The organism is Bacillus sp. SSR7 (genome assembly GCF_055902415.1).
This window is the reverse complement of the sequence record NZ_JBVVXV010000019.1, coordinates 64,296-76,345: the sequence shown is the minus strand read 5'-3', so window position 1 is coordinate 76,345 and position 12,050 is coordinate 64,296. Positions and strand designations below refer to the sequence as shown.

The window sequence follows — 12,050 nt, the reverse complement described above, 5'->3', positions numbered from 1 at the left end:
GAAAAAAAGTTGTAAAGTATAGATGTATAGACTTGTAGTTGTTATGAATGATAGAAATTATTTTTTCTTTAAAGAAAGCGGATTCAAAAAGTAGTGAATGAGAAGGGGATATATACTTTTTCACTACATATATTTGAAAAGGTTTACAAAACAATGAAGAAAGAGGCGTGTACATATGAGACGATTAGGTATTTCTATTTATCCAGAACATTCAACAGTAGAGAAAGATAAGGAATATTTAACATTAGCAAGTAAATACGGATTTACACGTGTATTCACATGCTTATTGTCTGTAGATGGAGAAAAAGAGAAAATTATAGAAGAGTTTAAAGAAACGATCTCTCATGCAAATGCATTAGGGTTCCAAGTATTAGTTGATATTAGTCCAGCTGTTTTTGAACAACTAGGTATTTCGTATAATGATTTATCATTCTTCCATGAACTAGGTGCGTACGGTATTCGTTTAGATGTTGGTTTCTCAGGATTAGAAGAATCAATTATGACTTACAATCCGTATGGCTTAAAAATTGATATTAATATGAGTAACGGTACGAAGTATGTAGATAATATTATGAGCCATAGACCAAATCGTGAAAATTTAATTGGTTGCCATAATTTTTATCCGCATCGTTATTCTGGATTATCATACGATCATTTCATTACATGCTCGAAACAATTTAAAGATTACGGTATGAGAACGGCTGCTTTTATTTCATCATTTGATGCAACATATGGACCTTGGCCCGTAACAGAAGGATTATGTACGTTAGAACAGCATCGTGAACTACCAATGACAACACAGGCGAAGCATTTATTTGCGACAGAATTAATTGATGATGTTATTATTGCGAACGCTTATGCATCAGAAGAAGAATTACAAGCACTAGGTGCATTAAATAAAGAGAAACAAACATTTGATATAGAGTTATATGATACAGCGACAGAACTAGAAAGAATTATTGTATTAGACGAACCCCATTTTTATCGCGGGGATGTATCTGAATATATGATTCGCTCGACACAAAGCCGTGTGAAATATAAAAAAGAAGAGTTTAAACCTCATCATACACGTGAAATTAAGCGCGGCGATCTTTTAATTGATAATGAGCAATATGGCCAATATAAAGGTGAATTGCAAATTGCATTAAAAGATATGGTGAATACAGGAAAAACAAATGTAGTTGGTCGAATTGTAGAAGAAGAGATTTTCTTACTAGACTATTTACAAGCATGGGATAAATTCGGATTTACATTAAAGAAATAGATAAATTTAAAAAAGGAAAAAACTACTGATCTCAGCAGCTTTTTCCTTTTTATATATAAATTGCGAGAGGAAGAGCTATGACAAAGGTGCATCAGCGATTAGTTTCTATTTTAGAGGAGTTTTTAGAAGAGAAATCGATGTTAAATCGAGCTTTTTTAGCGAGCCGTTTACATGTATCAACGAAGACGATTCAAAAAGATATAAAATTATTAAATGATATATTGGAAGAAAACGGAGCGAAAATTGAATCGCAAAGAGGGACTGGATACGAACTAGAAATTATACAAGCGAAGAAGTTTGAAGAGTTTTGCGTGAGTCTATTTCAAAAACAGACAGAAAAAATCCCGACTTCTTATGAAGAAAGGGCAGCGTACATTCTGCAACGTATTTTAACGACAGATGGGTATGTGAAGCTTTCACAGTTAGCAGAGGAGATTTATGTAAGTAAATCGACTGTAAATTTAATTATGAAAGATGTTACAGATATATGTGGTCGCTATAAATTACAAATTGAAAAGAGACCGTATTATGGTATACGTATTGTCGGAGAGGAGTTTCATATTCGTTCTTGTTTATCACAATATGGTTTACCGCGTTATGACCATACTCCGTTTCATGAGCAATTTGAGCAGAATGATACATACTTATCGTTACCTCATATACCGCTTATCCGTTCGGTTATATTAAAGTATATCGAAGGAGGAACGATATATTTATCAGATATAGAAATTGATAATTTAGTCATTCATATTGCAATTGCATTAAAGCGTTGTGAAGATCAACATTATATGAAAGGACTACATGCAGAGCAAGCTGAACTTATAATAAAGAAAGAATATACAATTGCGAAAGAGATTTTAGGGGAGTTAGAGAAAGAGTTGCATCTTTCATTTCCAGAAGAAGAAGTTTTATATGTGACGATGCATTTATTAAGTACTGCTGTTACAGCGAAAGATCGTTATGAAAATGTGGAAGAACTATTAGGAAAAGATCTATATGCATTCATGCAACATATTCTTTTTAAAGTAGCGGAAGAACGGAATCTTATTTTTTATTATGATGAAGAATTATTATTCGGGTTTGGTGTTCATTTAAAAACGTTATTAAATCGTTTGAAGTATAAGTTAAATACGAGAAATCCTCTTTTGGCAGAAGTGAAAAAGAATTATCCGTATGCTTTTGAAATTGCGGTTCTCGTTGGAGATATAATTGGTGAATACACGGGAGAATCGATTCCGGAAAGTGAAATTGGTTATATTGCGATTCACTTCGGCGGAGCGATGAGTCGTTTACAGGAACAGAATCAAAAGAAAAGATGTTTATTAGTTTGTGCCACTGGTCAAGGAAGTGCCCAACTATTGAAATATAAAATTCTATCACAGTTCCGAGATAAATTAGAGATTGTGGGAATTACCGGTTATTATCAATTGAAAGTAGAAGACCTTTATAAAGATAAAATAGATTGTATTATTAGTACGATTCATATACCAAGTGGTTTACCTGTGCCTGTTATAAAAGTAAACTCAATATTTGATGATAAAGAGATTAATTCAATTGGTCAGCAGTTATTTACGCATGTGAATACTAGTGTACAGCAATATATGAAGGAAGATTTAATCTTTTTAAATCACAGTGCTTCTACGAAGGAAGAGGTTATACGATTTTTATGTGAGAAAGCTGCTGAGAAAAACTATGTACCAGAAAACTTTTATGCTTCTGTTATGGAAAGAGAAAATACGTCTCCGACAGCGGTTGGGAATTCAGTTGCAATCCCGCATCCGATGCAGTTATTAAGTGAGGAAACTTTTTTGATGTTTTGCACACTTGAAAAGGCTGTTGATTGGGGAGATAAAAAAGTACAAGTAATTATTTTATTTAGTGTAAAGCGCAATAATAATGAAGATTTGCAAAGGCTGTATGATTTTTTATATGATATTATGTCTAGTCAAACTACGATAGAGAAACTTACTCAGACCGAGGTAATTGAAGATTTTCAAGAGATTTTATTATCATTTTGAAAAAGTATATAAAAACTTCCGTTACATAACGGAAGTTTTTTATGTTTAATTGTATGCGTTTTCATAATAAGATAAAAATATAGAAAACATATAGCTTGGGGGAATTTAAAATGGCTGATATGCAAACTCCATTTGCGTTAATTTTACATGGTGGCAATGCGAGAAGCGCAGCGCTTGAAGCAATTGCTTTTGCAAGACAAGGAGACTTCGGTAATGCCGGTGAAAAGCTGAAACTTGCTAGTGAGGAAATTTCAGCAGCGCATCGTATTCAAACGGATTTAATTCAAGAAGAGGCAAGAGGAAATCATGCAGAAATCAGTTTACTGTTAGTGCACGCACAAGACCATTTAATGAATGCAATTACAGTGAAAGAACTAGCTGAAGAATTTATTACTCTTCATAAACGAGTGGAAGAGAAAGTGACAGTATAAGATGTACATTTTATTATGTTGTGCAGCAGGCATGTCAACGAGTATGGTTGTCAGAAAAATGCAAGAAGAGGCAATGAAACAAGGGAAGGATTATAAAATTAAAGCAGTTGATTCAGAACTTGTGAAACTGGAAATAAAAAATGCTGATGTTGTTTTAATTGGTCCGCAAGTGAAATATTTATTTCCAGCCGTAGAGTTTCTTGCAAATTCATACAATATACCAGTTGCGATTATAGACCAACGAAATTATGGCATGTGTGATGGTTTGAGAGTACTGAAACAAGCAGAACAATTAGTTTTAGCATAATTATATTTTTTAAATATAAACATTATAATGTTATAACTTTATTTCATCCTTTCATAGAAAAGAGAAAGAGGAGGGGTTTTGATGAATGGTTTTATGAGTTTTATGGAACAAAAGATTATGCCAACAACACAAAAGATTGCCGGACAGCGACATTTATTAGCAATTCGAAACGGTGTTATTTCTACATTACCGTTAACGATTGTCGGATCATTTTTTGTTATCTTTTTAAATTTACCAATTGATGCATATATGGAATGGATTGCGCCGTTTCGCCATATTTTAGATATTCCATTCCGATTTACAGTAGGACTAATGGCGTTATATGCAGCGTTTGGTGTAGGGGCTTCGCTCGCGAACTTTTATCAGCTCAATCAGTTAAGTGCAGGGTTATTATCTGTACTCGCCTTTTTACTAGCATCAGTTGAACCAATTCAAATTACGAAAGCCGTACCAGGTGTTATTGATGCAGGTAGATACATTTCAGTAGGAACATTAAGTGCAACATCTTTATTCGGCGCAATTGTTACAGCTTTAATTGCAGTAGAAATTTATCACTTTATGATTAAGCATAATATCTCGATTAAATTACCAGATAGTGTACCACCAGCAGTTTCAAATTCGTTTGCAGCATTAATTCCAACGTTAGCAGTTATTCTTTTATTCTGGGGCATTCGTTACGGTTTGAAATTTGATGTAAATACAACAATCACATACTTAATCGCACCACTGAAATCAGTATTAGTAGGAAATAATTTATTCGGCGGTTTATTAACAGTATTCTTAATCGTATTCTTTTGGTCATTCGGTATACATGGCCCTGCGATTTTAGGACCGATCATTCGTCCAATGTGGGATTCAGCAATTCTTGAAAATATGGAAGTATTCACAGCTACAGGAAATGCACATCAATTACCAAACCTATTTACAGAGCAATTTATTCAATGGTTCGTATGGATCGGTGGATCAGGATCAACGTTAGCTTTAGTTATTATGTTTATGTTCTCTAAATCTAAGTTCCTAAAAGAGTTAGGTAGATTATCATTCGTGCCAGGTTTATTCAATATTAATGAACCAATTATTTTCGGGGCACCAATTGTAATGAACCCAATCTTAATTATTCCGTTCGTTATTACACCGTTAGTGACAACGACAGTATCATATTTCGCAGTTGTTTCAGGTATGATTCCGATGATGATGGCGAAATTGCCATTTACGATGTTAGCGCCAATTGCAGCGGTTATTAGTACGGACTGGACAATTATGGCTGGTGTACTTGTACTTGTTAACTTTGTTATCTCATTCGTTATTTACTATCCGTTCTTCAAAATGTATGAGAAACAACAATTAGCAGGAGAGGAGAAAGAAAAATGCTCGGAGCAATTATCATCTTAATTACATTTGTAGCGGGGCAGTGTATTGCACATTATTCAAAATGGGTACAAAGTAAATCATTATTAGTTTTACTATTAGTATCAATTATATTTATCGGTAGTTCAATGGGTGCCTATGTAATGCTAACCTTACAATCACCGTACGTAATTATTGTACCAACGATTTTATGTGCAACATGTTTATCTGCAAAATATAGATTTACGAGCATGGCATTAATACAACGTGTGAAGGAGATGCAAAAGCATGGAGCGTAAATTAGGAATTTCACTTTATCCAGAGCATTCAACGAAAGAAAAAGATATGGCATACATTTCGGCAGCGGCACGCCACGGTTTTTCAAGAATATTCACATGCCTATTATCTGTGAATCGTCCGAAAGAAGAGATTGTAGCTGAATTTAAAGAAATTATTCATCATGCAAAAGATAACAATATGGAAGTTATTTTAGATGTAGCTCCAGCTGTCTTTGATCAGCTTGGTATTAGTTATAGTGATCTATCATTTTTCGCAGAGTTAGGTGCAGACGGTATTCGATTAGATTTAGGGTTTGACGGATTAACTGAAGCGAAAATGACGAATAACCCGTACGGCTTAAAAATTGAGCTAAACGTAAGTAACGATATTGCGTACTTAGAAAATATTCTTTCGCATCAGGCAAATAAGTCAGCTTTAATTGGTTGTCATAACTTCTATCCGCAAAAATTTACTGGACTTCCATACGAATATTTCATTCGCTGTAGTGAACGCTTTAAAAAACATGGTATTCGCACGGCAGCGTTTATTACGTCACATGCAGCTAACATCGGTCCATGGGATATTAACGACGGATTATGTACATTAGAAGAGCATCGTAACTTACCGATTGAAGTACAAGCGAAACATTTATGGGCGACAGAGCTTATTGATGACGTTATTATCGGAAATGCTTATGCAAGTGAAGAAGAGTTAGAGAAACTAGGAAACTTAAATCGTTACATGTTACAGCTAAAAGTACACTTTGTAGACGAGGCGACTGAAGTAGAGAAGAGAGCCACGCTACAAGAATTACATGTAAGACGCGGCGACATAACAGAATATATGGTACGTTCTACAGAAGTACGTAAAAAATACAAAGACTATGACTTCCCGGTGCGCGAAAGTGTACGACAGGAAAGAGGCCAAGTTGTAATTGGTAACAACTCATTTGGTAAGTATAAAGGCGAATTACAAATCATTCTAAAAGAAATGCCGATAGATGAACGAAAAAATATTGTCGGTACAATTGCAGAAGAAGAGTTATTCTTACTAGATTATGTAGGAGCTTGGACGCAGTTTACTTGTGTGGAATAAGGAAGAGAAGGAGAGGATGCTGTGGCATCCTCTTTTTTCTGTTGAAATAGAATTGGACGGGAGTGAAGAAGAAAAATATGAGAATCATAAAAAAGTCAGCCTCAACAATGAGACTGACTTTTTTATACGAACTAGTTTAATACTTTAACTGTAACTGTTTTACGTCCCCAGCTACTTGATGAACCTTTATCTGGCATTAAAACGTCGATTTTATTTCCTTTAATAGCTCCACCAGTATCACCAGCGATTGCTACTCCGTAACCTTCAACCCATACTTTTGAACCTAATGGAATGACACTTGGATCAACTGCAATAAGTTTCATGTTTGGATTAGCTGTTAAGTTATGACCTAAAGCTGATTTTACTTGGTCGCCTGCTTTATAACCATTTTCAAGTGGATCTGCTGTGTAAGCTGTTGCTACAACACGTAACTCACGAGAAGATGATGGTGCACTTGTTTCAGTTTCTTTTGCAACAGGTTGTTGTGTAGCTGTTTTTTGAGCTTTAGCCGCTTCACGAGCTTTAGCTGCTTCTTGAGCCTTAGCCGCTTCACGAGCTTCAGCTGCTTCTTGAGCCTTAGCCGCTTCACGAGCTTCAGCTGCCTCTTGAGCTTTAGCCGCTTCACGAGCTTTAGCTGCCTCTTGAGCTTTAGCTGCTGCTTGAGCTTCAGCTTCTGCCTGAGCTTTAGCTGCTTCACGAGCTTTAGCCGCTTCCTGAGCTTTAATTGCTGCTTGAGCTTCAGCTTCTTCTTGAGCTTTAGCTTCTGCCTGAGCTTTAGCTGCCTCTTGAGCCTTAGCTGCTTCACGAGCTTTAGCCGCTGCTTGAGCTTCAGCCGCTTCACGAGCTTTAGTTGCTTCCTGAGCCTTAGCTTTTGCTTGCGTTTCAGCTACCTCGCCTGCTTTAACTGCTTCACGAACTTTAGCCGTATCTTGAACTGTAGTTGTTTTTTCAGCTTTAACTACTGGTTGAACTTTAACTGGAGCTTTACCTGTTAAGTAAGGAACGTGAACATAAGCTGTTTTTCCGTTATATTCAAATTGGATCCAACCATTTTCAACTTGGTGTGTTGTTTCAATTACGTCATCTTGTTTCAATTTACCAAGAATCTCTGAGTCTGTGTTTGCACCAGCACGTACGTTTAATACGTTAGCTGTTACGTAGTAAGTGTCTTTTGTGTAGTCAGCGCTAATGAAAGCTTCTTTACCGCTGTTTAATTTCACTTTTGACCATCCGTTTTCTGTATGTAAAACGTTAACTTTATATCCATCTAATAATTTTCCTACAACTTTTGATTCAGTAGTTGGGTTTTCTCGTACATTTAGTACATCAGTCGTTACGATTGTTTCTGCTTTAGCAGATGTTGTGAAAATCCCAAGACCAAAAACCGCTGCTGTTGCTATACCCATAAATTTTTTCATAATAGCCTCCATTGCATTTGTTTTCGTTGACCTCATTATAGCAACCATTATTTTCTTATTTGCGAAAAACATAGAATTACAAAGCTTTCGTAACGGCTCATTAATATTCTGTAATAATTCCAGTAATATCCTAAAAGCGCTTTCTTATAGTTTTTAGGGGAGGTTTGAGCATAAGATGCATAAAAAGGGGAGTATTTCAATTTCTAATAGGTTAATAATATTTCTGTGATGTTACACTATTGTTTCTTGATTATTACAAAAATGGCGTATTTTGCTGTTGAAACAGGTGATTAGTTATGTAAAAACAACTATTTTGGCTGTAGAGGAATATAAATGAGGGGAAATTTAATAAAAAATGGCCATAATTGTTACAAAATAAGTCGAGTTATGGAAAAAATTACGCCTTGATTTTTGCCTGTCACATATTATTTTTGCAATAATAGGATTCTATAATAGCTTTAGTAGGTTAAAATAATTAAAGGTGTTTATAACATGAAACATATATAATAGAAGAAACACGATTTAATAGATAAAGTGAAACTTTAATCAGTGGGGGTTTTCTTCATCCCCCACTGATTATTAGCCCTCACCAATCGGACTTTAATGGGCAGCCCGACCCCCACCTAACTTCTTTGCTTTCACTGAATTTTGAGGTGGGGGTCTTACTGCCCATTAAAGCGGGATAAATAAAAAACGTAGGAGTGTAAACTCCTACGTTTTTTATTTATTCATATCGTAAACATTCAATTGGGTCCAGTTTTGCAGCTTTGTTAGCTGGTAGTAGACCGAATAGTATACCGATTAACATGGATAGGGCAACAGAGATAAGTCCTAGTTTTAGTGAAACGACAAGTGGCCATCCTGCAAACATTGCGACAATCCATGCGAAGAAGATCCCAAGCATAAATCCGACAAAACCACCTAATGCTGTTAAAATACAAGCTTCGATTAAGAATTGCATTAATACTTTACCACGTGTTGCACCTAATGCTTTACGGATACCGATTTCGCGTGTCCGCTCCGTTACAGATACTAGCATAATGTTCATTACACCAATACCACCTACAAGTAAGGAAATAGCAGCAATACCACCGAATACGCTTTTTAGTATACCTGTGAAGCTATCAATTTCTTTTAAGAATTCTTGTGGATCTGGTACTTCAAATTTACCTGAATGCTCTGGTTTTTTTGCTTCATTTAATGATTTTACAACTGCTTCTTGAACAGTTTCCTTGTCTTGACCAGGAGCAATTTTTACTGTTACAGAATCGTAGTTGTTTTTTCCGAATAGTACGGGCCAATTTTCTGCTGAAATGACACCTTCTTTAAATGTCATGCCGCCCATCATTGCTTTTACTGAATATACGCCAACTACTTTGTATGGTGTACCTTTTATATCTATATATAAGTTTGGTTCCCATGAAGAATATAATTTATCAAAAGCATCTGTATTTAATACAATTGTATGTTCAGGTCTGTCTAAATCAGCTGCTGTTAAAAATCTACCGTGCTCAAGTTTGAATTTAGATGTATCTTCAAAATAATCACCTTTTGCACCGGTAATATCTAAATCTAATTCTTTTTTTCCTGCATATACTTTTTCTTTTCCTTTTACATCTGGATAAACTTCTTGTACACCAGAAATTTTTGATATACTTTCATACATGCTTGAGGAAATTTTTCCGTCCATATCTGAGTAATCTTCCGTCTTATAATTTACAGAAAACTGATCTTTTTTTTCGTTCCCGATTTGTTCGCGGAACTTTGCATTTGTTCCATCCCCAATCGAGATAATGGTAATGATGGCACTAACCCCAATAATAATTCCTAGCATCGTTAAGATAGAACGCATTTTATGAGCAAAGATAGAGGAAAGGGCCATGCGTATATTTTCACTCGTGTTCAAAATTAACCTCTCCAATCTTGGACGATATTTCCGTCACGAATTACAATTTGACGTGCTGCAGCTTCCCCGATTTCACGATCATGGGTAATCATAATGATTGTTGAGCCTTGTTTATTTAATTCGTAAAAGAGGTCCATAATTTGTGTACTTGTTTTCGTATCAAGTGCCCCCGTTGGTTCATCGGCTAAAATGAACTTTGGATTATTTACGATTGCACGTGCAACAGCGACACGCTGTTTTTGTCCACCTGATAATTCGTTCGGTAAGTGAGTAGCACGATCAGCTAAACCTACTTTTGTTAAAGCAGCTAATGAGCGCTCACGTCTTTCTTTTTTATCGACTCCAGCGTAAATAAGAGGTAGTTCTACATTTTGAAGCGCTGTAAGTCTCGGTAATAACATGAAGTTTTGGAATACGAATCCGATCTCCTTATTACGAACGCGTGCAAGTTCTGTTTCAGACATGTTTGAAATGTTTTGCCCAGCTAGTTCGTACGTACCTGTCGTCGGTTTATCTAAACAACCGATAATGTTCATTAATGTTGATTTACCAGAACCAGATGGTCCCATAATAGAGGTGAATTCTCCTTGGTTCAATGTTACGTCAATACCGTGTAATATTTGAACGGATTCTGCACCGTTTTGGAAGGATTTCGTGATGCCTTTTAAGTTAATCACTGGGCGACAACCTCCATACCATCTTTTAAGTCTTTTTCCGGTTTAGAGATAATTTCCTCTCCTTTTTTCACTCCAGAAACTTTTGCTTCGCTATCTGTTTCGAATTCAACAGTAACTGCTTGTTCTTTCGCTTTACCGTCTTTTACAACGAAGACAACATTTTTGTCACCTTTTTTCACGATGCTGCTTTTCGGAACAATTGTACCAGTTGCTTCGCCAGATTTACTCATTACATATACATGGAAGCCATTTTGTAATTCTTCACTATTATCTAATGTGACAGTGAATTGATAGTTAGAAACTGTTTTGTTTTCGTCCATACTCTTTAATGGTGTAGAACCGATTTCTGTTACTTTTCCTGTCCAAGTCTTTCCAGCGACAGTTTTTGAAGAAACAGTTACTTCTTGCCCAACTTTCATACTAGCAAGCTCATATTCAGAAAGTTGACCTTTTACTTTAAATGGACCAGCATGACGAAGTGTAATACCGCTCATACCTGTTTTTTCATCAGCGATTTTTACGATATCATCAATTACGCCATCAGCAGGGCTCGTTACAGAAAGATTGTTTACTTTCTCTTTTGCTGCTTTAATCATTTCATCAGCTTTTTCAACTTCAAACTTTTTCATTTCAATTTGTGATTCTACTTGCCCAACTTCGGCTTCTGATGCTTTTAATGCTTCAGCAGGAAGGCCTGCATTTTTATCTTTTTGTAATTTTTGTTTCGCTGCATCAATTTGTTTTTGGAGCAACGTTACTTCTTTTTGTGCGATTTTCTTTTGCATTTCTGCTTCTGTTACACCTTGTTTCGCAGTCGGATCATTGTATTTAAATAGAAGCTGACCCTTTTTCACTTCATCGCCTTTTTTAACAGCTAATTCATATGTTCCTTTTGTTGGATCGAATGAAATTGTTTCAATTCCGTTTGGAATGACTTCACCGCCAAATTTTTGCGCGTTTTGGATTTGTTTTTCGGTTACTTTATATCCGCTATATGCCATTGCTACATCTGAACCGCCCCCAGCAAATGCAAAGTATGATCCAGCTGCAATTCCGATTGCTACTACACTAGTAATTAACACTTTATTTTTCTTTTTCATCTATTTATCACCTTTTCGTTCGTTTTAGTATCTACATTAAGTATAGAAGAGGTGAAGAATCTGACAAATCGTTTTAGCTTACAATAACCTTACAGTTTTGTAAGGTATGAATATGTAAATGTAAGGTAGAGCTTGTCCCAGTGTAAGCAAATGAATTGACTCGTTGTTTCTTTCTTACAATAATATTGTATGAAGGAGAGGAGGAAGG

At 35.7% G+C, this 12,050-nt stretch carries 11 protein-coding genes; 7 read left to right on the top strand and 4 right to left on the bottom strand.

The annotated features are described in order from the left end of the window. The first annotated feature begins 175 nt into the window (after positions 1-175). The 7 genes from AC0NJG_RS25185 to AC0NJG_RS25155 all read left to right on the top strand — a co-directional run bounded on the left by AC0NJG_RS25185 (position 176) and on the right by AC0NJG_RS25155 (position 6,741). Entirely contained in the window at positions 176-1,264 is a 1,089-nt protein-coding gene (locus AC0NJG_RS25185; protein ID WP_474063575.1) for a DUF871 domain-containing protein, read from the top strand. 77 nt (positions 1,265-1,341) lie between these two features. Further along, a complete protein-coding gene (locus tag AC0NJG_RS25180; RefSeq protein WP_474063574.1) occupies positions 1,342-3,282 on the top strand; it encodes a BglG family transcription antiterminator in 1,941 nt (646 codons plus the stop codon). Positions 3,283-3,392: 110 nt separating this feature from the next. Beyond that, on the top strand, positions 3,393-3,713 hold the full coding sequence (locus AC0NJG_RS25175; RefSeq protein WP_087951438.1) for a PTS lactose/cellobiose transporter subunit IIA: 321 nt from the start codon (positions 3,393-3,395) through the stop codon (positions 3,711-3,713). Position 3,714: 1 nt separating this feature from the next. Continuing rightward, entirely contained in the window at positions 3,715-4,020 is a 306-nt protein-coding gene (locus tag AC0NJG_RS25170; protein WP_474063573.1) for a PTS sugar transporter subunit IIB, read from the top strand. 81 nt (positions 4,021-4,101) lie between these two features. Further along, positions 4,102-5,412 carry a PTS sugar transporter subunit IIC gene (locus AC0NJG_RS25165; protein WP_001013055.1) on the top strand — a complete coding sequence of 437 codons (1,311 nt, stop codon included), beginning with the start codon at positions 4,102-4,104 and terminating at the stop codon, positions 5,410-5,412. Beyond that, on the top strand, positions 5,388-5,666 hold the full coding sequence (locus AC0NJG_RS25160) for a hypothetical protein (RefSeq protein ID WP_087951440.1): 279 nt from the start codon (positions 5,388-5,390) through the stop codon (positions 5,664-5,666). Before AC0NJG_RS25165 ends, AC0NJG_RS25160 begins: the two co-directional genes overlap by 25 nt. Next, positions 5,656-6,741, top strand: coding sequence for a DUF871 domain-containing protein (locus AC0NJG_RS25155; protein WP_474063572.1), 1,086 nt, complete (start codon positions 5,656-5,658; stop codon positions 6,739-6,741). The genes AC0NJG_RS25160 and AC0NJG_RS25155 overlap by 11 nt, the downstream gene beginning before the upstream one ends. A gap of 131 nt (positions 6,742-6,872) precedes the next feature. On the opposite strand, the gene entC is transcribed toward AC0NJG_RS25155, so the two are convergent. The 4 genes from entC to AC0NJG_RS25135 all read right to left on the bottom strand — a co-directional run bounded on the left by entC (position 6,873) and on the right by AC0NJG_RS25135 (position 11,842). Continuing rightward, positions 6,873-8,282: a cell wall-binding protein EntC gene (entC, locus tag AC0NJG_RS25150; RefSeq protein WP_474063586.1), complete on the bottom strand. Its 1,410-nt coding sequence runs from the start codon at positions 8,280-8,282 to the stop codon at positions 6,873-6,875. A gap of 601 nt (positions 8,283-8,883) precedes the next feature. Beyond that, positions 8,884-10,041, bottom strand: coding sequence for an ABC transporter permease (locus AC0NJG_RS25145; protein WP_411469470.1), 1,158 nt, complete (start codon positions 10,039-10,041; stop codon positions 8,884-8,886). A gap of 26 nt (positions 10,042-10,067) precedes the next feature. Next, the gene (locus tag AC0NJG_RS25140; protein WP_000609103.1) at positions 10,068-10,742 is read right to left on the bottom strand and encodes an ABC transporter ATP-binding protein; all 675 of its coding nucleotides are present in this window, start codon (positions 10,740-10,742) and stop codon (positions 10,068-10,070) included. After that, on the bottom strand, positions 10,739-11,842 hold the full coding sequence (locus tag AC0NJG_RS25135) for an efflux RND transporter periplasmic adaptor subunit (protein WP_087951443.1): 1,104 nt from the start codon (positions 11,840-11,842) through the stop codon (positions 10,739-10,741). The genes AC0NJG_RS25140 and AC0NJG_RS25135 overlap by 4 nt, the downstream gene beginning before the upstream one ends. Positions 11,843-12,050 lie beyond the last annotated feature (208 nt).